The sequence below is a fragment of the Draconibacterium mangrovi genome (assembly GCF_010586825.1).
In the GTDB taxonomy this organism is placed as follows: Bacteria; Bacteroidota; Bacteroidia; order Bacteroidales; family Prolixibacteraceae; genus Draconibacterium; species Draconibacterium mangrovi.
Window position 1 is genome coordinate 181,924 of sequence record NZ_JAAAGB010000006.1, and the last position, 24,809, is coordinate 206,732.

Here is a 24,809-nt window from a genome sequence, read left to right on the forward strand (position 1 = left end):
TTTAACAAATCTCCACCAAACGAATATCAAAACTCAACACGGCATTTGGTGGAATTTTATTTCCGGTACCTTTTCGTCCCCAGGCCAGTTCCGAAGGCACCCAGAATTTATAACGGCTGCCTACGCTCATCATAGGTAAACCTTCCTGAAGTCCTTCAATAAGTTCTTCTATTTTAACTTCGTCGGGCTGGTTTTGGCGGTAAGTGTCTTCCAGAATTTTACCGTCGAGGAGCAAAGCGCGCTGATGAATTTTAACCGTATCGAAGAGTCCGGGTTTTGGCCCCTGTTTTTCTTCCACAATTAAATATTGCAATCCACTGTCGCTTTCTAAAACACCGGTTTTCTGCTTGTTGTTTTGCAAAAAATCTTCACCCGATTTCCGGTTGTTTCCGGCCGATCCTTTACTACGTGCTTTTTTCTCTCTGCGTGCCATCTTACTCTTTCAATATTAAAAAGTACTACAAAGTAAATGAAAATCAGAAAGTAAGTTTTAATTATTGCAGTTGAAGTTCTATATTTGAGCTGCTTTTAATACATATTTACTTTTTAAACCAACTTGAACCTGATAAGGAGGACTAAGATGATACTGCGCTTTCTCACCGTTTTTTCACTTTTAATTTGTTTTGCATTGAGTAACGTTTCGGCTGCCGAAAATCCCGAGAAAGATGTGCGTATAAAAAGCCACGGATCGTTATCGTACAACAAGCGGGATGCTAAAATTAAAGTTTATATCGAAGGCGCCCGGCTCGATATGGATTACATGCGACGCAATATGCGTTTTGCCGATTTTGTAAACGATCCGGCCGTTGCCGATGTGCATATCATTATAAATAGCCGGGTGAGCGGTTCGGGCGGAATGGTTTATTCGTTGATGTACAACAACCTTACGTTCGAGAATTTCAGCGATTTTACCATTACATGCACTATACTTGCCGACGATACAAACGAAGAAGAACGCCGGAAACTGAAAGACGCACTTTCGCTTGGATTGATGCCTTTTGTAAACCAGACAAAAGCTTCCGATCAATTGAGCTTCAGATACCGCGACGAAGCAGAGCAGACGCAGGTTGCTGTTGTTGACGATCCTTGGAACAACTGGACGTTTAGAGGCGACATTAGTGGCAGTGTGAATCTGGAAGAAAGCAAAAAGAACTATAACTATTCGTTTTATGGGCGTGCCGATAAGGTGACCGAAGAAATTCGGATAAGAAACAATGCGCGTCGTTCAGTAAATACGAAGAAATACACCACCGACGGGGAAGAGTACCGTTCGGATAATACATCAACATATGGCTCGTCGAGTGTGGTGAAAAGCTTGTCATCGCGTTGGTCAACAGGTTTGTTCGGAAGTTTTTATAACAGTAATTACCGTAATACCAAATACTCAATGTCGGTTAAACCTGCCGTGGAGTATAATATTTTCCCATGGGATGTGTCGGACCGAAAAGTGTTTACCATAGCCTATTATATTGGGCCCGAGTGGATGAAATATTACGAGGAATCGATATATGACAAACTGGAAGAAAGCCTTTGGGAGCAGTCGTTACGCCTTGATCTGCAGATTGTGCAAACCTGGGGCGAGGTAAAGGCCGGGCTTAATGCAACGAATTATATGCATGACTGGACCAAAAACCGGATAACTTTTGATACCGATCTGTCGGTTCGTATAATGCGCGGGCTTTCGGTTCGTATGGGTTTTACCGTAGAGAATGTACACGACCAGATTTATCTGCCTAAAGGAGACATTTCGTTGGAAGATGTATTGCTGAATAAAGTGCAGTTACCTTCGTCTTTCGAGGTTGGAGCCAATGTTGGAATTCGCGTACAGTTTGGTTCAATTTATAACAATATTGTGAATAACAGGATGTAAAGTTAGCTACGAGCTACTAGCCTCTCGCTATGAGCCGCTGGTTTTTTAGCGTCAATCTTTATTCAATCTGCATCAATCCTTCTTAACTTTCGCAATAACAACCACCCTTGTGGCCATCTGAAATCCATGCTGTTGTAGCGCCTTTTCTATTTCCGGGATTTGCTTTTTCAACTCGTGGTATTCCGGCTTGTCTTTAATCTGACTAAGCATTTCTGTTAGCTTGTCTTTACGCTCAGTAATTTCTTCAGGAGTTGGTTCTACACGATCTTTTTCATGGTTAAAGGCTGTGCAAATTTCCAATCCGGCTTTTTCAACCTCTTCCAGAATTTCGGCGCGCGTAAACGTTTCGTTATGGCAAACTCCATTCAGCCGATCAACCGTACTCCTGAAATGATGCATGCTTTTATGTACTTCCTGTGCAGGATTCAGGTTGTCGCTAAACAGTTCGTTTACGATAATCCAGCCGCCGCGTTTTACCACGCGTTTCATTTCATTGAAAGTTTGCTGAACATCTGGCAAATGGTGCATGGCCATTGAAATGCTTGCAGCATCGAAAGTGGAATCCGGGAAATCCAGTTGTTCGCCGCTCATAATACTGAACTGCACATCAGGATGGATTTTTGCAGCTTCTTCAAGCGATGCCTTATCCGGGTCGATTCCGGTAAATTTGGTATTGTTTAAGGCTTCTTTTAAAACCGAAATAAAATTCCCGCTTCCGGTTCCAACATCTAAAAGGGTGTTTACTGTTTTGTTTTGAAAAAATTGATGTAGTTGTTCCATCAGATCAAGAGTAAAAATGCCGACAGGGCAGTTACAATTATTACAGCGGTTCGGTATAGTTTATCCGATATTTTCTGTACCAGTTTTATTCCGGCAAAAGCACCAAAAGCGATGGCCGGTAAAAGCATCAGGTCAAGTGTGAGCGTATCAAGGTTAATGGTTTTCCAAACGAAAATGTGCAATGGAAATTTCGAAAAATTAACGATCAGAAAAAACCAGGCTCCGGTGCCGATAAAGCTATTTTTTGGCAAATGCATGGCCAGCAGGTAAATGGCAAAAATGGGGCCGGCTACATTGCCAATCATCGTAGCGAAACCTCCTAAAACACCCATAGTTGCTGAGAACCACCAGGTGTCGGGGAAAAGATTTTGTCCTTTTTTGCGGTCGCGCCAAAGCATGAGGCCAATACACAGAAAAACCAAAATGGCGATTATATTTTTAAACCAGGTATCATTAACTACTTCGCCAACCCAAAGCGCAATACCAATTCCTACAAAAGCCCAGGGCAGCAGTTTCCACAGGTATTTCCACTCGGCATGACGGTGATAATACCCAACTCCAAATAAATCGGCCATCATTAACATCGGCAGTAAAATTCCGGTTGAGGCTTTGCCACCAAAAATTAGCGCCAGTGTGGGAACCACCAACATTGAAACACCGGGAACACCTACTTTCGACATGCCAACCAGCATGCCACATACTGCTAATAAAATCCATTGAAGTGTGGAGAAGTCAAGTTCGAGCATAGCAAAAATGTTATGTCGCTAATGTAGTAATAAATATGGAACAGGGTAGAAAAGAAAAGGTCCCGCAGAAGCGGGACCAGTCTAGCTAACAATTCGAAGGTAGATCTTACCTCCTCAAAAAACAAAAAACAAAAACCATGTTCAAGGCCTCAGCCTTACTTTTAATCACTCAACTTAAAAACATGTTAGTTACGATATATATAACTAAATAGATGTGTACAAAGCCCATGCCATAACTTTCATATAAGCAGTAGTTTAACCTCTGTTAACGTGCTTGCAAAAAAGTATTAAAAAGTTTTTTTGTCAATATCCTGAAGTTCTGTAGGGTCGATTTCTCCAAACCACTCGTTAAGTTTTTCGCGTGTTTTGGCTTTAATTTCGGGGGTAATGCTGCCCGCCACTGCCGAGAGGGTAAAAAGCAGTACGCCAAGGTCGTCGCTGAACCCAATTATGGGTGTCAGGTCAACAATGGCATCGGTGGGAAGAATAAAATAACCCAATGCAGCGGCAATGCTGAGTTTGGTTTTTAATCCAACGCCTTTGTCTTCGAAAGTGTAGTACAACAACAAAACAGCATAAACAACTTTTGCTCCGGCCGCTTTGCCAAATTTCTTAAGCTTGTCCCACAACGATTGTTCAGAAAAATATTTCGAATACTTGTCGTCCATAGTTGTTCTATTTTAAGCTGGCCGTTGAAAAATCGAGTTGAAATGCACCGTATTGTTCGGTAATTTGTTCAAGAATGGCGTGTACCTCGTCGTTTGTTTCGGCGCGCAGCAGTTGAATTTTTAGGTCTCTGAAATTTGGCAACCCCGGGAAATACTTGGCAAAATGACGACGCATCATTAAAATCCCCGATCGTTCATTGTCGCGCCACTCCAGGTTTAGCCGGAGTTGTTCTTTTAATACTTCCACAACTTCGTTAACCGTTGGCTGTGCTAATTCTTCTCCGGTTTGAAGGTAATGTTTTACCTCGCGAAATAACCAGGGTCGACCAATAGCCCCGCGTCCGATCATCAGAGCATCTACTCCCGTTGCATCAAGCAATTGTTTGGCTTTTTTACCGCTGTTGATGTCTCCGTTACCGATAATGGGAATATGAATTTTCGGATTGTTTTTTACTTCTCCAATCAATGTCCAGTCGGCTTCACCGGTGTACAACTGTTCGCGCGTACGACCGTGAATGGCCAGCGCCTGAATTCCGGCATCCTGTAATCGTTCGGCCACTTCAACAATAGGTTGATTGTCTGCCGACCAGCCCAGTCGTGTTTTTGCGGTAACCGGAATTTTAACGGCTTTTACAATTTCTGCAGTCATCTTCTGCATTTTGTCCACGTCTTTTAACATGGCCGATCCGGCGCCGTGGCGCACGATCTTTTTCATGGGGCAACCGTAATTGATGTCGATAAAATCGGGTTCAAATTCTTCGGCTACCTGCGCCGCACGCACCATCGAGTCGATGTTGTGTCCATAGATTTGAATGGCTACCGGACGGTCGAACTCAAACAAATGCATTTTTTGTTTCGTTTTTTCCACATCGCGCACCAGTGCCTCCGACGATACAAACTCGGTGTACATTAAATCGGCGCCAAATTTTTTGCACATCATCCTAAACGACTTGTAGGTGACATCTTCCATCGGTGCCAGAAAAAGGGGAGTGCCCTCCAGATCTATGTTGCCAATCTTAATCATTCATTAGAAAATTGCTGCAAAAATAGCTAAAAATATTTGGGTGGGAATTTGGGCTAAATCAATCGTTTAACTTTTGCTTTTGGAGTGAGTTTCATCGTTTTGAAATCGATGCCGGTAATCAGGTTTGCACCGGGCTTTTTACCTTTTTCAAACGATCCAAAAGCAGTTGAAATGTTTAAGGCTTTTGCCCCGTTTATGCAGGCCCACGACAACAACTCTTCCAGCGAAATAGTTGGAAAATTTTGCTGAATGGTGAGCATCTCCTGAAGTATCGAAAGTTCGGTATTCGATGCTAAACTATCGGTTCCCAAACAAATCTGCATCTTTTCTTCCCGAAAAAGATCTACCGGTGGCAGCTCATTTTCAATAAAAAGATTGGAGTTGGGACACAAAACAAAATAGGTATTAGCGAGGCTGCGGTACTGTTTTAATGCTTCAATATCCTCTTTTCGGGTTTGTATGTTGTGCACTAAGAGCAACTGATTTTCTTTTGGCAAATATTCAAGAATGGATTGCAACGACGATATTCCGGTAGGTTTCCAATGTGAGGTATCCAGCTTTAAATTATCGATGAAATGCCTGGAAATATCCCCTTGCCCAAATAAAAAGAACTCTGTTTCAGCTTTGCTTTCCTGGTTGTGAATGGAGAGCGACCCTCCGTTTTTCTGTGCATGACTCTTCACTTTCTCGAACAAGTCTGGCGATACAGAATACGGTGAATGCGGAACGATGGAGGCAGAAAGATTAGCTTTTTCAAACGATTCAAACACTTCAAGCGCTTTGTTAAAAGCCCGCTCAGCCCGCGACGGATGAAAGCCAAAAACTTCAATAAAAGTGTAGTAGGTGATTTTACTTTTTTGTTTTACCGAAAGCGAAAGATTGAAGTTGGAAACATCTCCAACAGCGGCAATTCCTGCTGCCCACATTTTTCGGTCGGCAATTTGTATGGCCTTTTGTTTGTCGGCCGGTTCATCTCTTAACTGGTTAATCTTTTCGAGAAAAGCACTAAAACCGATGTGCTTTTCAATTTTGTTGCGGAGATGCGAAAATTCTAAATGACAATGGGTGTTTACAAATCCGGGAGTTAAAATGCCGCTGTAAAACTCCACACCGGCTTCTTCACGGAATGAATCGCCCCGATCCAGGATTTCGATGATTGTTCCATCATCGTCGCAAACTAAAATTCCGTTTTTTATTGGCGAAGTTGTTCCGGGGAAGACGTATGTGGCGGCGATTTTTCTCACCTTACATTTAATTATTCTTCTTCAAATGGCTCCAATTCCTCTTTTCGCCCTGAACGTTCCTGCTCCATTTCACTCAGTCTACTCATTACTCTGCGATACATTTTCTCAAAGTTTTTTGGGTGACTTTCGTAGAAAACCAGTGATTGCTCAAATAACGAGTCAGTAACTTCGTATTTATCCAAAACCGAGTAGTAAAAATTCTCTGTCCGGCTGTTTAACATGGCTGAGTCGTATCGGAAATGGTTAAAAGCAGCGTCGGCCAGGTGCACGTCAACGAGCATATTGATCATTTTCTTTTCCTTGATTAAATGCTCGGGCTTGGGCATAATCTCGTTTTCGCACGCAGTGAATGCGCACACAGCAATAATTATTATCAGAAAGGCATTTTTCATTTGGCTGCCAAATTATAAATAGTTCAATCGTTTTTCAAAAAAAGGTCGTTAAAAAAGCTTATTTATACTGTTTTATAAGCTGTGAGAAATTATTTTACGCGAAAATAGTTTTGAATACTTCTTCTACCCGGCTAACCTTCACAATATCGATTTTAAATTTCGAAACATCAAAACCTTTGTTAAGTGTTGGTACATAAATGCGCGAAAATCCCAGTTTGGCCGCTTCGGCAATACGTTGCTCGATGCGGCTTACGGCGCGTATTTCCCCGGTTAAGCCAACCTCGCCGGCAAAACATATTTTGTGGTTTATGGCAATGTCGATATTCGACGAAAGAATGGAGCAAATAACCGCCAAATCGGTTGCCGGATCATTGATTTTTAGTCCGCCTGCAATATTCAGGAACACATCTTTTGCAATGAGTTTAAAACCGGCGCGTTTTTCCAAAACGGCCAAAAGCATGTTCAGCCGGCGCAAATCAAAACCTGTGGATGAGCGCTGAGGTGTTCCGTAAGCTGCCGAACTTACCAATGCCTGAATTTCGATCAGGAATGGCCGTACACCTTCCACGGTTGCAGCAATGGCGGTGCCACTTACATCGACGTTTACTTTTGATATCAACTGCTCCGATGGATTTGTGATTTCACGTAATCCGTCGCTGCGCATCTCAAAAATGCCGAGTTCGTTAGTGGAACCAAAGCGGTTTTTATTCGAGCGTAAAATGCGATACATATAATTGGTGTCGCCTTCAAACTGCAAAACAGTGTCGACCATGTGCTCCAGTACTTTTGGCCCGGCAAGGCTGCCTTCTTTAGTAATGTGACCGATCAGCACCACGGCAACATGATTCTTTTTGGCAAATTTTAAAATAGCCGAAGTACATTCACGAACCTGCCCAACCGAACCCGGCGATGACTCGATAAGTTCTGTTGAAATAGTTTGGATAGAGTCGATGATCAGTAACTCCGGTTTTGCCTGTTCGCTTTGGGCAACAATGTGTTCCAACGATGTTTCGCTTAAAAACAGGCAATTGCTTTGGGCGTTACTCAATCGTTCGGCACGCAGTTTTATCTGTTGCAGACTTTCTTCGCCCGAAATGTACAGTACTTTTTTCCCGTTTAATCCCAAAGCCAGTTGCAGTGCCAGTGTTGATTTCCCAATTCCGGGATCGCCACCCAAAAGTATTAGCGAGCCGGGAACGATTCCGCCACCCAAAACACGGTTAAATTCTTCAATCCCCACCGAAATACGCTGTGTTCTGGCCATCTCGATATTTTCGAGTGTAATGGGTTGGTTGCCCGAAATCTGCACCGAAAGTTTTCCGGTAGATTGTTTCTTCTCCACAATTTCTTCCACGTAGGTGTTCCACTCGTTGCAGGCGGAGCATTTTCCGAGCCATTTGGGCGATTGGGCGCCGCAGCTCTGGCAGGTGTATATGGTTTTTGTTTGTGCCATTCTTTTCTGTGTTACTCTGTGCGGTTCTCTGTTATCTCTGCGGTAAAAAATAGTTCCACAGAGAACGCTGAGGTTTACACGGAGTTGTTAAAGGTTTTTAATTCGTTCAATAATTTCGCTGGTTGAAATTCCTTCAATCAATTCAAGTGTTTCCACCTTTCCACCGTTATTTAATACGGTATCGTGACCGGCAATTTCATGTATTTCGTATTGGGCACCTTTTATCAAAACGTCGGGGATGATCTTAGCAATTATTTCGGCCGGCGTTTCTTCATCAAAAAGAATTACCGCATCAACACATCCAAAGGCCGCCAGCACTTCTGCACGCGCCTGCTCATATATAATAGGGCGCTTATCGCCTTTTAATAATTTAACCGAAACATCGGAGTTAAGCCCAACAATCAATTTGGTGCCATATGCTGCCGATTTGTGCAGTGAATCAACGTGCCCGTTATGAATAAGGTCGAAACAACCGTTGGTGAAAACGATGGTGTTGTTACTTCCTTTCCATATTTCAAGCAGGGGACGGAGCGATTCAAAATCCTTAAAAATCTTTGATTTAAACATGAGATTCATAATTGTCAAAAATAACTATTAAATTGAAGTATCACTATTGCATTTTAAAGGATGTGTGAATTATTTTTATTCATTCTAAATCCCCCCTAAACCAATTTTTAACATATTATATTTTGAAAAAGAGAATTTGTTGAATTAAATTTAAGCTGTCGTTAAAGGAACCCCTGTTCTTCGACACAGATTTTCAGTAAAAGGATAGTATAAAGTGAGGTTGGAAATAAAACACAGTGGTGTTTTAGGGTGAAGGAAATAAAAGTTGTAAAAAAAGAACTTAGGTATAACTTCAGAAAACAATTAAACATATTCAAATGAGAAAAATTACGCTCGTATTTCAACTACTTCTTTTTGTGATAATTTCATTCGGACAAGAGGAGAGTCCGTTAACTAAAAGTGGATTAAAACTTACTTTCTTGAACCCGGGAATGGAATATGAATTTAAGTTGTCAGAAAAATCAACTTTCGCTTTAAATCTTGGCATCGGTTATGGTGGTTCATACAAAGATCTAAAAACCAGCGGAGATGGATTTATGTATTTGTTATCACCGTTTTACGATATGCAGTATCGTAATTACTACAACATAACGAAAAGAAACAGTGCCGGTAAAAATGTAAAGTATAACTCATCTAATTACTTTGGAGTAAGACTTCTTGTTCGAGGACCCGAGATTGCTTCCAGTTTCTCAAGAACCTCAGAATTGGATTATGCATTTGGACCAACATGGGGAATACAGCGCGCTTTTAATCAATTTTATGTATTATTTGATGTTGGGCCATATGTTTATTTTGACATGAAAGGGGAGTATGGATTTTTGCCAATGTTCCAGCTTAACATCGGTTATAATCTTAGAAAATGATCTTATTAACTGTGGCCAAATTGGGCGCAGTTTTTTTGTATTGAATAGTATTCCAAATGACTAAAATATTCTCAAAACTCAACATTTCTATTTTAATCATATTTTGGGTTTTTTTGGAAGCTCTTAGTCCTACTGAGTGTAGTGCACAAGACGAAAAATTCCCGGCCCATTTAAATTTTGATATGGGTACGAACGCATTTGTGCTGTATAATGACGATTTAGGATTTTATTTTGGAGGGGGCTATGAGTATTATATATCCAGAAAATTTGCCTTTGAACTGAAAGGATATGCGGGAAAGAATTCTCATAAAAAAATAGAGCCCATTGGTGGTGAAATCGTTCCGTATGGTAACGATTATATATTATTTACCGAAGCCAGTTATTACACACTCAGCCTGTGTCCGAGGTTTTACCAGGAATTATCAGATATTATTTTCTTTTTTGCCGATGTAAATCTGGGATTTGAGGGTTCAAATAGTAACGCCACTTTTGGAAACGAAGAAACTGAGGAAGAAGAATATCTTGGAAGCTCAAAGTCGTATTTTAAATGGTATCCTGGATTTCATGCAGGGTTTAAAGTTATTGCAGAAGATCTTTCCGTGTGGTTTTATGTGGGTTGGGAGAAGGTTGATTTGGGAAGAAGTTTAAATAATTTGCCCATTGCTGAAACCGGAATTTTTGACAATTATTCGGGTAGTACGGAGTTTTTGCAACTCGGAATTCGTCTGGGTGTTCCTTTGGGAAAAAATAGATAAGCTTTATCAAAAACGTCTCATTGATTGACTGAGATACCTTCAAATAAAAAACCTCGCAGTTAAAACTACGAGGTTTACTATTTATCGTAAATGTATTTTATACTACAGTATTCGTCTCAATATCGGGGAATATCAAACTTGGTTTAAACGTTTTGGCTTCCTCAAAATCCATTAAGGCGTACGAAATGATAATTACCACATCGCCAACAGCCACTTTTCGTGCAGCCGGGCCGTTCAAACAGATGGTACCCGATCCGCGCTCACCCCTGATAACATAAGTCTCTAAACGCTCGCCGTTGTTAATATTAACAACCTGTACTTTTTCGTTCTCAATAAGGTTTGCCGCGTCCATCAAATCTTCGTCGATGGTAATACTTCCAACATATTGCAGGTTCGCTTCGGTAACGGTAACCTTGTGTATTTTCGATTTACAAACTTCAATTTGCATAACTATGCTTATTTCGGTCTTAAAAAACTATATTGTCAATTAACCTGATCTTTCCGCAAAAAACAGCAACACATCCAACTTTTGTAGAATCTTCGTCCCAGTTTTTCACCGGTTGCAGCTGTTCGTCGTCAACGATCTCAAAATATTCAACATCCAGGAAGGGGTTCTTGTTTATCGTTTCTGTCACCCAATCCGTGATTTCTTGTACGGATCTCTGCTCCTTAAGTTCTTTGGCTTTAAACAAAGTCTCTGAAATTACGGCTGCATTTTTCCGCTGTTCTTCCGTCAATAACTCATTTCGCGAGCTCATGGCCAAACCACTTTTCTCGCGAATAATGGCGCAAGGTACAATTTCCACAGGAAGTTGCAGTTGTTTCACCATATTTTTAACGATAGCCAATTGCTGAAAATCCTTCAATCCGAAGTACGATTTGGTAGGTTTTACCATGTCGAAAAGCCGGCTAACCACCTGTGCCACACCATTAAAGTGTCCCGGGCGATGTTTGCCTTCCATTACCTCTTCTAATTTTCCAAAGTTAAATTTACGTTTATCCGGCTCGGGATAAACCTCTTTAGCATTGGGTGCAAAAACGATTGAACAACCTGTTGGTTCCAATAATTTCATATCGTTTTCGAGCGTGCGCGGATAACGTTCCAGGTCGGCCGGATCGTTAAATTGTGTTGGATTTACAAAAATACTTACCACCACAACCGGATTCTCCGAAACGGCCTGTTTTACCAACGAAATATGGCCCTGATGAAGGGCCCCCATAGTGGGTACAAAACCCACTGTTTTCCCATTGGTAAGATGCTGTAATTCAGCTTGTAGCTCTTGTATTGTACTAACCAGTTTCATGCCTAAAAAATTGCGGCTGCAAAGTAAGTAATTTTAATTGTTAAAACAGCATAAAAAGGAAGTATACTGACTGAAACTAACGAACTTAACTTGACTATTCGCATATTTTTATTACTTTTGCACACTGTTTTTAACTGCACTTATAGGTTCATGGAAAAGAAAAGAATCCTTTATATTTCACAGGAGATTACCCCTTATTTACCAGAAAGCGAGATGTCGGAGATTGGACGTTACCTGCCACAGGGCGTTCAGGAGAAAGGGAGAGAGATTAGAACTTTTATGCCGCGTTATGGCTGCGTAAACGAACGTAGAAATCAGTTGCATGAGGTAATCCGTTTGTCGGGTATGAACCTTGTGATTAACGATGCCGATCACCCACTTATCATAAAAGTAGCTTCCATTCAAGCTGCTCGTATGCAGGTGTATTTTATCGATAATGAAGATTATTTTCAACGCAAATCCGTATTACACGACGATGACGGCAAAGAGTTTGAAGATAACGACGAACGTGCGGTATTTTTTGCCCGCGGAGTGCTCGAAACTGTAATTAAGTTACGCTGGGCTCCCGATATTATTCACTGCCATGGATGGCTTACTTCGTTAGTGCCTTTGTATATTAAAAAGTACTATTACAACGATCCGTTATTCAAGAACTCGAAATTGGTTTATTCGGTTTATAACGATGATTTTAAACAAACGCTTGATAGCAGGTTTAACGAAAAACTATTGCTTGAAGGTATTACAACCGACGATGTAAAAATGATAGAAGAGCCAACTTTTGCCAATGTTAGCAAAATGGCTATCGATTATTCGGATGCGGTTATACAGGGAGCTGAAAGTATTAACGCCGACGTTAAAAATTATATTCAGGATAGCGAAAAGTTATTCCTTGATTTTCACCCAAAAGAAACATACATCGACGCTTATAACGAGTTTTACGATAAAGTGTAAAGCTTCGGTGTTAAAGAATCAAAATTATATTTAAAAAGTTCAATTTTACTCCGATTTCAGAATCGCTCTCGTTGTAATTTTCTATGTTTGTGTAATTTTTCGGAAATCAGAAAATTGAAGAGGCCATCCTAACTGTTTAAATAGGCTAATTTGCATTGGCTGCAGTGGGTAACGCTTCCTAAAATAAATTGGAATTATTGACATGAAATACAGTACAGTGCAGTTGTTAAAAATAGTTGGTGGATTATTCGTTCTTGTAAACATTTTGGTTGCATGCAATAGCGAGCAAAACGATTTAGGGCTGGGTATCCTTCCGGATGAAGATCTTATTAATGTTCGAAATATTTCTGTTTCGGATAAAATAGCATCGTATACATTTACTGAAAATGGAATTATTTCCAACAAAGGAGCAACAAACCTTTTGGGAACCCTGAATGATCCGGTTTTTGGAAAAACAACAGCCAATTATGCAACACAGTTTCGATTAACTTCATATCCCGATTTTGGAACCAACCCGGTAGTCGATTCTGTTCGTTTGTACCTGTTTTACAGAAATATATACGGCGACACAACTACCGTGCAACATGTTAAAGTGTACGAAATGGAAACGTACCTTGATCCGGATGCCGAATACACCCAGGATATTGATTTGAAATCGATGGCTTCGGATATTCCGCTTGCCGAATTTGAGTATACACCAAAAGTGGTGCTGGATTCTGCAACTCAGGATACTAATTACCAGTTATTGACGATTCCGCTGGATATTACTTTGGGCGAAAAGCTGATCGGAGCCGATTCGCTTGATATGATCAATAACGATGTTTTTCTACAATATTTTAAGGGCCTTTTACTCGAAAGTGCGGATGTTTCAGGGGAAGGAGCATTGGTGACCTTGCACACGGCATCGACCAGTACGTTTCAGGGATCGGCGTTGTTGGTATACTATAACAACGACGAAAACACCGTGTTGCTGGAAGCAGACGAAGACCCCGATACCTTATCGCAAGCCTACCTGATAACCCAATATAGTTCGCGTGTTAGTGAATTTAAACACGATTACACCGAAGCGCCGTTTTTAGCCGACCTTGATCAGGAAGATGAGGAAAGCGATCTGATTTATGTACAGCCCACCGGAGGGTTAAAATCTCGAATTACAGTTTCAGGTCTTGAAAGCTGGAAAGACTCGGTTAATATGGGTATTAACAAAGCTGAAATAATTTTTCATGTTGATACTACTGCAAGCGATATTCATAACTATCCGCCGCCAAGCCAGCTGATGTTTACCTTTGAGGCGCCCGACGGAGAAGAATACCGCCCAATTGATTACTTCTTTAATCCTTCGTTTTACGGTGGTTTTTTAGATACCAGTGATTACACCTACACCTTTAATATTACGCAGCACGTTCAGCGTATTATCGATGTAACCGATCCTGATGACGAAGAATTTGTTGGGAACCAGGGATTTTACCTGACAACGGGTCGTCGTGCAGATATTGCCAACCGTGTAATTTTGAAAGGTGCAAAACAAGGTGGTGTTGATATGAGGATTACCTATTCAAAATTCCTGGATTAGGCCGCGCTACTCAATAATTTATTCTTCCTCCATTTGTAAGCACTTTTGTAGTACATTGTGGTGCTGTGTTTATTTTTCAAGGATTCAGTATTGGATCCCTGTTGAATATAAAGCCCAATTTATAAAACATGGTACAAATTGAATGTTGTGGTATGTTTATCCCCCGAAAACTTTTATTTTAGCAGCCTTTACCAACAACTAAATTTATTGCACCGCTTAACCGGCTTTGCAAGCTGAGAATAAGGAAAGTTTTCGTTCTTGGCAAACCACAAAAAATATATTCATGAAACCACTATTTTATTGCGCTGTACTATTGGTGCTGTCTATTTCCTGTAAAAATCAAAATGATAAGAATTCGGCGACAAATGTTACTTCCGAAGATTATTGCCAGTATGTAAATCCGATGGTTGGAACCAGCACCATGGGGCATACTTTTCCGGGGGCTACCGCTCCTTTCGGAATGGTGCAGCTGGGGCCGCAAACCGATATGCAGCCTTATTTTAATCCCGATGGCAGCTACAATAAAAAAACCTACGAATATTGTGCGGGTTACCAATATCGCGACACAACGATAATCGGTTTTGCACATACTAATTTTAGTGGAACCGGCCACTCCGATTTGGGCGATTTTCTGGTGATGCCAACCACCGGCGATTTAGTGCTCGATCCTATAAAAACCGACGAAGGAAGAAAAGGGTTTTACTCGGTTTACTCGCATGATAACGAAAACGCAGCCCCCGGTTATTACAGCGTAAAACTTGATGATTACAATATTGATGTGGAATTAACCGCCTCCGAAAGAGTGGGATTTCACCAATATGCTTTCCCTGAAAGCGATGAGGCACATATTATTCTCGATCTGGTTTATAATATTTACCATTACGACCAGAAAAACGTGTGGACATTTTTGCGTGTTGAGAACGATTCGCTGGTTACCGGTTACCGCCAAACAAAAGGGTGGGGCCGCACGCGGAAAGTGTTTTTTGCCATGCAGTTTTCAAAACCTTTTAAGAGTTACGGACACAAAAAGTACGACGAGAATAATTACGACGGGCATTACCGGTATTTCGATCAGGAGAATAATTTCCCGGAAATGGCCGGACGAAATATAAGGGCTTATTTTAATTTCGATACTGCCGAAAACGAAAAGCTAAAAGTGAAATTTGCTTTGTCGCCGGTAAGTATGGCAGGTGCCTTAAAAAATATGGAGACCGAAATTCCTCATTGGGATTTTGCTAAAGTTAAAGCCGAAACGCAACAAAAATGGAATAACGAACTGGCAAAAATAGAAGTTGAAAGTATTTCGGAGGATGATAAAAAAACATTCTACACAGCACTTTATCATACTCTTCTTAGCCCGATTGTGTACGAAGATGTAGATGGCAGTTACCGTGGTCTCGATCAGAATATCCACCAGTCGGAAGGATTCACCAACTACACCATTTTTTCGTTGTGGGATACTTACCGTGCTTTGCATCCTTTCTTTAACCTCGTTCAGCCGTCGCGTAACAACGACATGATTAAATCGATGTTGGCGCACTACGACCAGAGTGTGCACCATATGTTACCCGTTTGGAGCCATTATGCCAACGAAAACTGGTGTATGATTGGTTATCACTCCACCACCGTTTTGGCCGATGCTGTAGTAAAAGGAGTGGGCGATTTCGACCGGAAACGGGCACTGGATGCAGCAGTTACAACCGCTAAAGTTCCCTATTTTCACGGAATTGGCGATTATATGAAATACGGTTTTGTTCCCGAGGATAAAAGTTCGTACTCGGTATCGAAAACCCTGGAATATGCTTTCGACGACTGGTGTATTGCGCAGATTGCCAAAAACACCGGAGATGTAGCTATCGAAAAAGAGTTCCTGGAACGTTCAAATGCGTACAAAAAAGTGTACGATCCTTCCATTGGTTTTATGCGTCCGAAACTATCAAACGGCGAGTTCCGTAAGGAATTTGATCCGCTGGATACACACGGCCAGGGATTTATTGAGGGTAATGCCTGGAATTACGGATTGTACGTTCCGCACCAGGTGGAAGATATGGTGCAGCTAATGGGTGGAAGAGCACGTTTGTCGGGAATGTTGGATTCGCTGTTTACCATGGAGCTGGACGATAAATACATTGAAAAAAACGAAGATATTACCCGCGATGGAATGATCGGGAATTATGTACATGGTAACGAACCGGGGCATCATATTCCGTTTTTGTACAATTACACCGGCGAGCCATACAAAACACAAAGCCGTGTGCGCATGATCATGAAAACCATGTATGGCGCAGAAGTGAATAGTTTGTGTGGTAACGATGATGCCGGACAAATGAGTGCCTGGTACATTTTTAACAGTTTGGGTTTTTACCCGCTGGCACCGGGATCGGAATATTACGAGCTGGGAAGTCCTTTGGTGAAAAAAGCAGTCGTTTCTTTTGAAAATGGAAACCAGTTGACCATCACAGTCAAAAATCAAAATGAGGAGAATGTGTACGTCAATAAAGTTACCTTAAACGGGACTGAAATTGAAGGCACAAAAATCTCGCACTTTGATTTAATAAAAGGTGGAGACCTGGTATTTGAAATGAGCGATCAGGCAGCGAAATAATTAATACGTTACTATAAAAGCTTTACCAGGTGAGATTCATGAGGAAAAGCAGCGAGGAAAAGTCTCCAAGGGTTCAACAAAACAAATAATTTGCAATCAACTCATACTCAAAATTAGAACCGATGAAAAAAGTATTACTGTTACTGGCTAACGGGTTTGAATTTTTCGAGGCAAGTGTATTTATCGATTTAATTGGCTGGAATCTTGAAGAAGGTGACAACTCCACAAAACTGTATACCTGTGGGGTAACAAAAGAAGTCAAAAGTTCGTTCGATCAGACTTTGGTGGTCGATTACCGGATTGATGAAATAGATGTAAATGATTTTGACGCGCTTGCGCTTCCCGGAGGTTTTGAAGTTTACGGTTTTTATAACGATGCCTACAGCGATAAGTTTCTCGACCTGATTAGGGCATTCCGCGCCGGTAATAAAGTTATCGCATCAATTTGTGTGGGCGCATTGCCATTGGGAAAAAGCGGTGTTTTAAAAGGTAAAAACGGAACAACTTACCGAAGTGCAGTAAGACGGGAAGCGCTGAAAAGTTTTGGCGTAAATGTGTTGGACCAGCCCATTGTTCTCGACGATCAGCTGATTACATCGTGGAACCCTTCAACAGCCCTTGATGTAGCTTTATTACTGCTGGAGCTGTTGACCTCCAACGCAAATGCTGAAAAGGTTCGGAAGTTAATGGGATTTTAAAACCAGGCAAAAGCAGAAAACGATGATTGAAATATCCACTGATAAGGGAAAGCTTGATGTCCTTGTCATTCACAATTATTTGGCGAACGAATCGTATTGGGCGAAAGGACGCACTTTGGAAACCGTAGAACGCTCAATCCAAAATTCGCTGTGTTTTGGTGTATACCTCGAAAGCAGGCAGGTTGGATTTGCACGCGTAATCACCGACTATGCTGTTTTTGCCTGGCTGCTCGATGTTTTTATCCTTCCCGAATTCCAGGGAAAGGGGTACGGCAAAAAATTAATGGAAGCCATAATGACACACAATAATTTACAGGGGCTTCGTCGCTGGGGCCTGGGAACTGAAGATGCTCACGAATTGTATAAACAATTTGGGTTTATGTCTTTGCATAAGCCCGGTAATATGATGGAGATCCAGAACAAATCCGGCGGACAATAAGTCGGCGTAATTCAAACCGATAATGCCACATTTAATATATTTGCTTCTATTTTTGTGATTTTTATGCAGAATGTAAGCGAGATACTCGACTTGGCGATAAGTACCTTACTTTTTCTCTACCTGTTATCATTAATAGGTAAGAGTACAAGCTACGCCAGAACCTGGTGGTTTTGGGGCGTTGTTTTTATATTGTTCTCAAAAGTCAACAGTGTTCTGGAAGTGCTTATTTTTTCCACTCAAATTAATATAATCGAGCATACATTTTTTTTAATTGCCTGTATTCTGCTGTTTGTTAGTATCGTAAAAAAGGAGCTGTAATGGAAAGTTATATTGTTGGAGTAAATGTAATATCAGCACTTCTTATTTCCATATCGGCAATAATTGTTTTTATGCGGCTCTATCGTAACCGGGGTCAATACAAAATATTATTGGGTGTTGCGTTAATTATTTTACTGGCCGGATCGATCATCAATATATACCAGCATTCTACAATATGGGAAAATGCCGAAGAATTTGAACAGATTGTAAGTATACTTTTTTTGCCGATTATAATTTTTGCCATTTACGAAAGTATTATAGGCGAACAGCTACGCACCCACATAAAGAGCGAGCAGATGTTTAAAGGCATTTTCAATCAAACATTTTCGTTTGTTGGCTTACTTGATAGTGAGGGGCGAATATTGGAAGCCAATTCAACCGCATGCGATTTTATCGGATATGGCAACGATGAATACAAAGGAGTATTTTTCCCTGAAACCAGGTGGTGGGAACATTCTGCCGAAGAAAAGACAAAATTAACCGGAGCTATTGAACAGGCCCGTCAAGGAAAAACCGTTCGGTACGAAACCACAAATATCGATAAGGATGAAAAAGTTCATTACATCGACATTTCGTTAAAACCGATCCACGATTCGCACGATAAACTCATTTATTTAATTGCCGAGGGCCGCGATATTACCGAAATAAAATCGACAAGACTAGAGTTGGAGAAACACAAAAGGAACCTGGAAGACATTGTTGATAGACGTACATCGGAATTAAAAACGGCCAATGAAAAGCTGCAGTTAAAAAACGAAACCTTACACGAAAAAAATACCATAATTAACGAGCAGAACGCTAAGTTAGTAAGTACCCTTATCGACTTAAAAGAAACCCAGGCGCAGCTGTTTCATTCCGAGAAAATGGCTTCGTTGGGGGTACTTACTGCCGGAGTTGCTCACGAAATTAATAATCCGCTTAACTATATTATTGGTGCCTACGAAGCATTAAAACAAAAGGAAATACATCTTGGCGACGAGGAAGCCGAGATTATTTTTAATGCCATTAAAACAGGAGTCGATCGTGTTGCCGGTATTGTAAAAAGCCTGAACCAGTTTAGCCGAAATACCCCGTCAGATAACGAAGAATGTAAAATTCATGAAATACTCGACGACAGCCTGGTAATGCTGCAAAGCCAGTTAAATAACCGAATTGAAATTCATAAGAACTATTCTGACGAAACATTTGTTACTTTTGGAAATGTTGGAAATATTCATCAGGTTTTTTTGAATATTCTATCGAATGCCGAACAGGCCATTAACGAAAAAGGCCAAATTTGGATAAAAACAACTAAAAACGACAACCATTTAATCATTACAATAACCGACTCAGGGAAGGGGATAGAAAAGGACGCTATAAATAAAATCACCGACCCGTTTTATACCACCAAAGATCCGGGGAAAGGAACCGGTTTAGGACTTTCAATTGTCTTTGGCATTATTAAAGAACACGGAGGTAGCCTCGAATTTGAGTCGGAAGTAAACAAAGGAACTACCGTAACAGTTATGTTACCACAAAAAGGAATGAAACATGAACAACAAACCCAAAATTCTTTATGTGGACGATGAAGAAATGAATATCACTGTTTTTCGATTAACCTTCTCGAAAGTTTTTGAGGTGTTAACTGCCGAGAGCGGCGAGAAAGGAATGGAGATATTCACCAGCGATCCGGACATAAAATTTATAATTTCCGACATGAGAATGCCTGCTATGAATGGGCTGGAGTTTATCCGCAAAATAAGAAATGTATGTGCGCATGTTCCCTGTAGCATACTGTCGGGCTATCAGGAAAGCCCTGAGATTTTGGAAGCTCTGGATAATGGCGAAATTGTCGACTATCTGCTTAAACCCTTTAACAGAGGAGCAATCGAGCAATTAGTACTAAAACACGTTAATGGCACTACCGGGAATTAATTGTTCCGGTAGCTACAACCCCCGCTTACACAAGTCTCTATGTTCGTGTGTTATACCGCTACCAAAACGAATCTTTTTGCGATGGAAAAGCTAGCCACTAGCCACTAGCCGCTAGCTACAAGTTTCAGGGCACAAGCATCCAGAATCTAGTATCTAGTTTCCAGAATCGGGTATCCAGCAACTAGTGTCATTTAATCGACCAATGACTAAGAGTCTCAATAAGCTTCGTTGAATTTTTTCTTGGCAACCTCTTTTACTTCCTCCATCGAAATCTCTCTACCCAACTCTTGTTGAATAGAAGTTACCGCAGATGAAGCAAAACCACACGGGTTGATGTAGTTGTAATAACGCATGTCGGTGTTTACGTTTAGCGCAAAACCGTGCATGGTAACATAACGGCTCACACGTACCCCGATTGCACAGATTTTTCGTGCACGCACTTTATGGTCGGGTTGCAGCCACACGCCGGTAGCACCTTCTTTTCTTCCGGCTTCCAGTCTGTATTCGGCAACCGTTGCAATAATGGCATTCTCCATTCTTTCGATGTATTCGCGCACGCCAATTTTGTAGTGTTCCAGGTCGATAATCGGGTAACCAACCAATTGTCCGGGTCCGTGATAAGTAATATCGCCACCGCGGTTTATCTTGAAATAAGTGGCTTCAATCTTTTTTAAAAATTCGGCATTGGCCATCATGTTGGCTTCGTCGCCACTTTTGCCCAGCGTGTAAACATGTGGGTGTTCAACCAAAATAAAATGGTTGTCGGCAGTGGGTTTGCCGGTGCTGCGTTTTTGCGTGGTAAGCTCCTGAAGACGCTCTTCCTGGTAATCCCAGCACGCTTTATATTCTTTTAAACCAAGATCGACGTAATTAAAATCTGCCATTTTTCTTTTTTAGCTACGAGCTACGAGCCACGAGATACGAGTTTTTTCAACCTTTCTCAGTCAGTAACTCAAATTTTATAATTGCTAAACTGTTCTATTGTTAAACTGCCAACTGCGACTGAATACTGATAACTTTCCTTACGCTTTTACATGTTCTTCAGCCCGGTATGAGCTGCGCACCAGTGGCGAACTTTCAACAAACTTAAAACCTTTACGGATTCCAATGTTGCGGTACTCCACAAATTTTTCCGGTTCGATGTATTCAACCACAGGCATGTGTTTTGTTGTTGGTGCCAGGTATTGGCCAATGGTCATTACCTTACAACCGGCTTCCAGCAAGTCGTCCATTGTTTTTAGCACATCTTCGTGGGTTTCGCCCAAGCCAAGCATAATACCCGATTTTGCCCGTCCGAAATTGTCGGCAACGTATTTAATTACATCCAGGCTACGGCGGTATTTTGCAGCAAAGCGGATAAACGGAGTGCGCTCTTCGGTAGTTTCCAGGTTATGCGAAATCACATCCGGGCAGGCATCAATAACCTGTTGCACCAATTCCATTTTTCCTCTGAAATCAGGGATCAGCACTTCAATTTTGGTTTCCGGATTCACACGTTTTACTTCGCGAATGGTTTCAGCCCAGATTCCGGCACCCTGATCTTCCAGATCATCACGGTCAACCGAAGTAATAACACAGTGTTTTACGCCCATAATGCGCACCGATTCTGCCAGTTTTTTGGGTTCTTCCAAATCGGGGGCAAGCGGCATTCCATTAGGTACGGCACAGAATTTACATTTGCGGGTACAGATGTTTCCTAAAATCATAAATGTGGCTGTTCCACGGTTCCAGCATTCGCCAATATTCGGGCAGTTTCCGCTGGTGCAAATGGTGTGCAACCCATGTTTATTCACCAGGTTCTTTACCTTCGAATAACTTTCCCCCTTCGGCATTTTCATCTTCATCCACTTTGGCAGGCGTTCTCTGCCATTCAACTCATGTGCCATATCCTAAACTGACTAAAAATTATTATATCGTTCTATTCTGCGTCTTTTTCATTTATTCTGCTGCAAAACTTCCTTAAATAGCTGGTGCTATTCGCGTCAATTTTGCCTTGTCTAAATAAAAAATCCATCAGAATATTTCCGACAAATAACATTTAGACAGTTCATGAAAAATTTCTGCAAATGTAAAAGTTTAAAATCAAACTAAAATTGATTAAACTCCTAACTCTCAAAATTGTTCTTAAAAAAAGTATAGTTTAAACAACTGTGTTATTTTTGTACAACAAGCTGAAAACAATGAGACACTTCATTATACTACTCCTCTTAATTACGGGATTGAATGCCGGTTTTGCACAACAACAGCAGTCCGAGGTTCAAACCAAATCGAGTCTGGCCATTCGTTACTACAATGCGAAGGACTTTGAAAAGGCTGCGCCGTTATTAAAAGAGGTGTATCAGCTCACCCGCAACAGTACCTATTTCAGGTATTACATTAACAGCCTGATAGGTTTGGAGCAATATGGCGAGGCCGAGACGGAAATTCAGCGCGAGATTAAAAAGCAAAAACCACCGCGTCCGGAATATTATGTGCATTTGGGGCAGGTTTATAAAGAGCAAAACCGCAGTGAAGAAGCCGAAGCGATGTTTCGTGAGGCCATCAACAAAGTGCCGGCCAACCGCGGAGCTTACCTTACCACTGCCAATTCGTTTTTGGGATGGGGCGAATACGGTTTGGCGCGCGATACCTATTTAAAAGGAAGAGCTGCCATGCCCGAAGAGTCGTTTAATTACGAGCTGGCGCGGGCTTACCTGTATTTACGCGATTACACCAACATGATGGAAGAATACCTGAACCTGTTACGCGAAGGAGAGCAACATCTGGCGCGGGTGCAAAGCAGTTTGGCCTCGGCCATGCGCTTGGATATTGATGATGGTTTGCGCGACCAGTTTCGGGGGCAGGTGCTAAAACGTATTCAGGGCGAGCCCAATATAATTGGCTACAATCGTTTGCTGATCTGGTTTTTTCTGCAGGAAAAGAAATTTTCAAGTGCGCTGCGCCAGTCGATTGCTTTGGATAAACGAACCGGGGCAGAAGACGGGCAGATTGCACAATTGGGCGACATGGCTTTACGAAATAAGGAGTATGCACAGGCACAAAAAGCCTACGAATATATACTGGACAAAGGAGAAGAAACGCCATATTTTCCGCAGGCTTTTGCCCGGAATATTCATGCAAAATACATGGAATATACCAAAGAGGGAGATGGCGACCCGGAGCAAGGTAAAGCTTTGGCCACCGATTTTGAAAACGGTTTGATATACCTGGGCATTGGCCCGGCTACCCTGCAACTGGTGCGCGAGTATGCACATTTGCTGGCCTTTTACCTGAATGATACAGAAAAAGCAATTGCTGTTTTGGAGAAAGGTGAGAAAGTGCCGCAACTAAAACCCGAAGAGCTGGGGCAGCTGAAAGCCGAAATGGCGGATATCTATGTGTATGCCGACGATCAGTGGGAAGCCATGCTGATTTATTCGCAGGTAATTGAAGCCAACAAAAAGAATACATTGGGCGACGAGGTAAAACTGAAAAAAGCAAAATTGGGTTATTACATGGGTAACTTCAGCTGGGCAAAAGCACAGTTGGATGTGTTAAAAGCCAGCACTTCGAAACTAACGGCCAACGATGCCATGGAGCTGTCGATGCTGATTGGTAATAACCTTAACCTCGATACTACCGCGGTTCCGCTGACCATGTTTGCTAAAGCTGATTTGCGCTTTTTCCAAAACAAAAGCGATGAGGCTATGACCATTCTCGATGGTTTGGCAGAATTGTATCCGTATCATTCGCTGGTGGATAATATCCTTTTCCGTAAGGCAAAAATTGAAATGGATAAGCAGAACTACGCAATGGCTGCCGAGTATCTGCAAACTATTGTTACCGATTTTAGTTACGACCTGCTGGGCGACGATGCTTTGTACCTGCTGGCTGAAATTAATAACTACCACCTGGTGCAGCAGGAAAAAGCAAAAGAGCTGTACAAACAAATGCTAACCAGCTATCCGGGAAGTGTGTTTATTGAAGAATCGCGCGAGAAATACCGGGAACTTCGCAAGGTTTACCCGGATAAAGAGCCGGAAAATAAAGAAGGATTGTTTGAGCGTGCTATTGAGAATTCGGAGTTTTAGGAATCACTGTATCAGTCTTTATTCAACTAATATTTTATATACTCCATCTAATTCGTTCAATTCAAATTCCGAACCGTCTATTTCTATTTCATTATACCGTGTAAAAGCACAACAATTCTCATTCAGCCTTTCAGCATCAACAAACAAGGTAAACAAACTTTCTGAAGAGATTTCAATGGAGTAAGTAACAGTCTGGGTTTTCCAACCTATTGAATGAATGGTAATAACATTAAAATCGTTTTCATCAATAAATTGAAATTCAGCGTTGCTATGGTCATCGATATTTACAATGTTAATGTCTTCAGGACTAAATACACCTGATGTAAATAGATTTTCTCCTGTTGATTTATCAACCAACTCAAAAACAAAGGGTGCTGGAGGTGTAAAACAATCAACACCATCACAATTGTTTTGTGTATCACAAGACCAGGTTGTGGTTGCAAAAACGAAAACTAAGAAGATTAGTGCTTTTCTCATGATAGCTTTTTGGGATCAATGTTTTCTTTTAGGATTGTTTTTTGACGGTTATGGTTGCGTTGCTTTCAGAATTATGTTCATCGATAATATGACTCAAT

At 41.4% G+C, this 24,809-nt stretch carries 25 protein-coding genes; 11 read left to right on the forward strand and 14 right to left on the reverse strand.

The genetic code is table 11. The features are described 5' to 3' along the window. Position 1 precedes the first annotated feature (1 nt). On the reverse strand, positions 2 to 433 hold the full coding sequence (locus G4420_RS15815; protein ID WP_163324914.1) for an FKBP-type peptidyl-prolyl cis-trans isomerase: 432 nt from the start codon (positions 431 to 433) through the stop codon (positions 2 to 4). Positions 434 to 628: 195 nt separating this feature from the next. Between G4420_RS15815 and G4420_RS15820 the strand changes: the two genes are divergently transcribed. Continuing rightward, the gene (locus tag G4420_RS15820) at positions 629 to 1,870 is read left to right on the forward strand and encodes a hypothetical protein (protein WP_163324915.1); all 1,242 of its coding nucleotides are present in this window, start codon (positions 629 to 631) and stop codon (positions 1,868 to 1,870) included. Between the two features lie 72 nt (positions 1,871 to 1,942). On the opposite strand, the gene G4420_RS15825 is transcribed toward G4420_RS15820, so the two are convergent. The 8 genes from G4420_RS15825 to G4420_RS15860 form a co-directional block, all read right to left on the reverse strand. Next, a complete protein-coding gene (locus G4420_RS15825) occupies positions 1,943 to 2,650 on the reverse strand; it encodes a class I SAM-dependent methyltransferase (RefSeq protein ID WP_163324916.1) in 708 nt (235 codons plus the stop codon). Further along, positions 2,650 to 3,396 carry a sulfite exporter TauE/SafE family protein gene (locus tag G4420_RS15830; RefSeq protein WP_045031363.1) on the reverse strand — a complete coding sequence of 249 codons (747 nt, stop codon included), beginning with the start codon at positions 3,394 to 3,396 and terminating at the stop codon, positions 2,650 to 2,652. Before G4420_RS15830 ends, G4420_RS15825 begins: the two co-directional genes overlap by 1 nt. Positions 3,397 to 3,683: 287 nt before the next feature. Continuing rightward, on the reverse strand, positions 3,684 to 4,064 hold the full coding sequence (locus G4420_RS15835) for a YkvA family protein (protein ID WP_163324917.1): 381 nt from the start codon (positions 4,062 to 4,064) through the stop codon (positions 3,684 to 3,686). A gap of 7 nt (positions 4,065 to 4,071) precedes the next feature. After that, a complete protein-coding gene (dusB, locus tag G4420_RS15840; protein ID WP_214647213.1) occupies positions 4,072 to 5,088 on the reverse strand; it encodes a tRNA dihydrouridine synthase DusB in 1,017 nt (338 codons plus the stop codon). A gap of 53 nt (positions 5,089 to 5,141) precedes the next feature. After that, positions 5,142 to 6,332, reverse strand: coding sequence for an amidohydrolase family protein (locus G4420_RS15845; protein WP_163324918.1), 1,191 nt, complete (start codon positions 6,330 to 6,332; stop codon positions 5,142 to 5,144). An 11-nt stretch (positions 6,333 to 6,343) separates the two neighbouring features. Then, the gene (locus tag G4420_RS15850; RefSeq protein ID WP_163324919.1) at positions 6,344 to 6,724 is read right to left on the reverse strand and encodes a DUF4296 domain-containing protein; all 381 of its coding nucleotides are present in this window, start codon (positions 6,722 to 6,724) and stop codon (positions 6,344 to 6,346) included. A 94-nt stretch (positions 6,725 to 6,818) separates the two neighbouring features. Beyond that, a complete protein-coding gene (gene radA / locus G4420_RS15855) occupies positions 6,819 to 8,177 on the reverse strand; it encodes a DNA repair protein RadA (protein ID WP_163324920.1) in 1,359 nt (452 codons plus the stop codon). Between the two features lie 87 nt (positions 8,178 to 8,264). After that, a complete protein-coding gene (locus G4420_RS15860) occupies positions 8,265 to 8,744 on the reverse strand; it encodes an adenylyltransferase/cytidyltransferase family protein (protein ID WP_163324921.1) in 480 nt (159 codons plus the stop codon). A 317-nt stretch (positions 8,745 to 9,061) separates the two neighbouring features. Here G4420_RS15860 and G4420_RS15865 point away from each other — a divergent pair, with 317 nt between their 5' ends. Further along, complete coding sequence (locus tag G4420_RS15865; RefSeq protein ID WP_163324922.1) at positions 9,062 to 9,607, forward strand: hypothetical protein; 546 nt, start codon at positions 9,062 to 9,064, stop codon at positions 9,605 to 9,607. 182 nt (positions 9,608 to 9,789) lie between these two features. After that, positions 9,790 to 10,362 carry a hypothetical protein gene (locus tag G4420_RS15870; protein ID WP_163324923.1) on the forward strand — a complete coding sequence of 191 codons (573 nt, stop codon included), beginning with the start codon at positions 9,790 to 9,792 and terminating at the stop codon, positions 10,360 to 10,362. A gap of 97 nt (positions 10,363 to 10,459) precedes the next feature. Here G4420_RS15870 and panD read toward each other — a convergent pair whose 3' ends face one another. Continuing rightward, entirely contained in the window at positions 10,460 to 10,810 is a 351-nt protein-coding gene (panD, locus tag G4420_RS15875; protein ID WP_045031375.1) for an aspartate 1-decarboxylase, read from the reverse strand. A 19-nt stretch (positions 10,811 to 10,829) separates the two neighbouring features. After that, positions 10,830 to 11,666, reverse strand: coding sequence for a pantoate--beta-alanine ligase (panC, locus tag G4420_RS15880; protein ID WP_163324924.1), 837 nt, complete (start codon positions 11,664 to 11,666; stop codon positions 10,830 to 10,832). Positions 11,667 to 11,816: 150 nt separating this feature from the next. Here panC and G4420_RS15885 point away from each other — a divergent pair, with 150 nt between their 5' ends. The 7 genes from G4420_RS15885 to G4420_RS15915 all read left to right on the forward strand — a co-directional run bounded on the left by G4420_RS15885 (position 11,817) and on the right by G4420_RS15915 (position 20,164). Next, positions 11,817 to 12,617 carry a glycogen/starch synthase gene (locus G4420_RS15885; RefSeq protein WP_163324925.1) on the forward strand — a complete coding sequence of 267 codons (801 nt, stop codon included), beginning with the start codon at positions 11,817 to 11,819 and terminating at the stop codon, positions 12,615 to 12,617. 202 nt (positions 12,618 to 12,819) lie between these two features. Next, entirely contained in the window at positions 12,820 to 14,190 is a 1,371-nt protein-coding gene (locus tag G4420_RS15890; RefSeq protein ID WP_163324926.1) for a DUF4270 domain-containing protein, read from the forward strand. Positions 14,191 to 14,416: 226 nt separating this feature from the next. Further along, positions 14,417 to 16,795, forward strand: coding sequence for a GH92 family glycosyl hydrolase (locus G4420_RS15895; protein WP_262888334.1), 2,379 nt, complete (start codon positions 14,417 to 14,419; stop codon positions 16,793 to 16,795). A 122-nt stretch (positions 16,796 to 16,917) separates the two neighbouring features. Beyond that, positions 16,918 to 17,493 (forward strand): DJ-1/PfpI family protein, encoded by a 576-nt coding sequence (locus G4420_RS15900; RefSeq protein WP_163324928.1) that lies wholly within the window; start codon positions 16,918 to 16,920, stop codon positions 17,491 to 17,493. A 22-nt stretch (positions 17,494 to 17,515) separates the two neighbouring features. Next, positions 17,516 to 17,932, forward strand: coding sequence for a GNAT family N-acetyltransferase (locus G4420_RS15905; protein ID WP_163324929.1), 417 nt, complete (start codon positions 17,516 to 17,518; stop codon positions 17,930 to 17,932). Between the two features lie 317 nt (positions 17,933 to 18,249). Then, positions 18,250 to 19,818 (forward strand): sensor histidine kinase, encoded by a 1,569-nt coding sequence (locus G4420_RS15910; protein ID WP_163324930.1) that lies wholly within the window; start codon positions 18,250 to 18,252, stop codon positions 19,816 to 19,818. Further along, positions 19,781 to 20,164, forward strand: coding sequence for a response regulator (locus tag G4420_RS15915; protein ID WP_163324931.1), 384 nt, complete (start codon positions 19,781 to 19,783; stop codon positions 20,162 to 20,164). Before G4420_RS15910 ends, G4420_RS15915 begins: the two co-directional genes overlap by 38 nt. 215 nt (positions 20,165 to 20,379) lie before the next feature. Here the strand turns inward: G4420_RS15915 and lipB are convergent, their stop codons facing one another. Together lipB and lipA are read right to left on the reverse strand one after the other, a co-directional pair. Next, on the reverse strand, positions 20,380 to 21,048 hold the full coding sequence (lipB, locus tag G4420_RS15920) for a lipoyl(octanoyl) transferase LipB (RefSeq protein ID WP_163324932.1): 669 nt from the start codon (positions 21,046 to 21,048) through the stop codon (positions 20,380 to 20,382). A gap of 138 nt (positions 21,049 to 21,186) precedes the next feature. Beyond that, entirely contained in the window at positions 21,187 to 22,050 is an 864-nt protein-coding gene (gene lipA / locus G4420_RS15925) for a lipoyl synthase (RefSeq protein ID WP_163324933.1), read from the reverse strand. A 294-nt stretch (positions 22,051 to 22,344) separates the two neighbouring features. Between lipA and G4420_RS15930 the strand changes: the two genes are divergently transcribed. Beyond that, positions 22,345 to 24,234, forward strand: coding sequence for a tetratricopeptide repeat protein (locus G4420_RS15930; protein ID WP_163324934.1), 1,890 nt, complete (start codon positions 22,345 to 22,347; stop codon positions 24,232 to 24,234). A gap of 18 nt (positions 24,235 to 24,252) precedes the next feature. Here the strand turns inward: G4420_RS15930 and G4420_RS15935 are convergent, their stop codons facing one another. Continuing rightward, complete coding sequence (locus G4420_RS15935; RefSeq protein ID WP_163324935.1) at positions 24,253 to 24,711, reverse strand: hypothetical protein; 459 nt, start codon at positions 24,709 to 24,711, stop codon at positions 24,253 to 24,255. Positions 24,712 to 24,809: the final 98 nt, after the last annotated feature.

Bases quoted from the DNA above. Each gene is read 5' to 3' on its own strand.
- panD (WP_045031375.1), bottom strand. From the start codon at position 10,810: ATGCAAATTGAAGTTTGTAAATCGAAAATACACAAGGTTACCGTTACC.
- G4420_RS15905 (WP_163324929.1), top strand. From the start codon at position 17,516: ATGATTGAAATATCCACTGATAAGGGAAAGCTTGATGTCCTTGTCATT.
- G4420_RS15870 (WP_163324923.1), top strand. From the start codon at position 9,790: ATGGGTACGAACGCATTTGTGCTGTATAATGACGATTTAGGATTTTAT.
- panC (WP_163324924.1), bottom strand. From the start codon at position 11,666: ATGAAACTGGTTAGTACAATACAAGAGCTACAAGCTGAATTACAGCAT.
- G4420_RS15865 (WP_163324922.1), top strand. From the start codon at position 9,062: ATGAGAAAAATTACGCTCGTATTTCAACTACTTCTTTTTGTGATAATT.
- G4420_RS15860 (WP_163324921.1), bottom strand. From the start codon at position 8,744: ATGTTTAAATCAAAGATTTTTAAGGATTTTGAATCGCTCCGTCCCCTG.
- G4420_RS15830 (WP_045031363.1), bottom strand. From the start codon at position 3,396: ATGCTCGAACTTGACTTCTCCACACTTCAATGGATTTTATTAGCAGTA.
- G4420_RS15890 (WP_163324926.1), top strand. From the start codon at position 12,820: ATGAAATACAGTACAGTGCAGTTGTTAAAAATAGTTGGTGGATTATTC.
- radA (WP_163324920.1), bottom strand. From the start codon at position 8,177: ATGGCACAAACAAAAACCATATACACCTGCCAGAGCTGCGGCGCCCAA.
- G4420_RS15915 (WP_163324931.1), top strand. From the start codon at position 19,781: ATGAACAACAAACCCAAAATTCTTTATGTGGACGATGAAGAAATGAAT.
- G4420_RS15885 (WP_163324925.1), top strand. From the start codon at position 11,817: ATGGAAAAGAAAAGAATCCTTTATATTTCACAGGAGATTACCCCTTAT.
- G4420_RS15835 (WP_163324917.1), bottom strand. From the start codon at position 4,064: ATGGACGACAAGTATTCGAAATATTTTTCTGAACAATCGTTGTGGGAC.
- G4420_RS15930 (WP_163324934.1), top strand. From the start codon at position 22,345: ATGAGACACTTCATTATACTACTCCTCTTAATTACGGGATTGAATGCC.
- G4420_RS15815 (WP_163324914.1), bottom strand. From the start codon at position 433: ATGGCACGCAGAGAGAAAAAAGCACGTAGTAAAGGATCGGCCGGAAAC.
- dusB (WP_214647213.1), bottom strand. From the start codon at position 5,088: ATGATTAAGATTGGCAACATAGATCTGGAGGGCACTCCCCTTTTTCTG.
- G4420_RS15935 (WP_163324935.1), bottom strand. From the start codon at position 24,711: ATGAGAAAAGCACTAATCTTCTTAGTTTTCGTTTTTGCAACCACAACC.
- lipB (WP_163324932.1), bottom strand. From the start codon at position 21,048: ATGGCAGATTTTAATTACGTCGATCTTGGTTTAAAAGAATATAAAGCG.
- lipA (WP_163324933.1), bottom strand. From the start codon at position 22,050: ATGGCACATGAGTTGAATGGCAGAGAACGCCTGCCAAAGTGGATGAAG.
- G4420_RS15910 (WP_163324930.1), top strand. From the start codon at position 18,250: ATGGAAAGTTATATTGTTGGAGTAAATGTAATATCAGCACTTCTTATT.
- G4420_RS15850 (WP_163324919.1), bottom strand. From the start codon at position 6,724: ATGAAAAATGCCTTTCTGATAATAATTATTGCTGTGTGCGCATTCACT.
- G4420_RS15825 (WP_163324916.1), bottom strand. From the start codon at position 2,650: ATGGAACAACTACATCAATTTTTTCAAAACAAAACAGTAAACACCCTT.
- G4420_RS15900 (WP_163324928.1), top strand. From the start codon at position 16,918: ATGAAAAAAGTATTACTGTTACTGGCTAACGGGTTTGAATTTTTCGAG.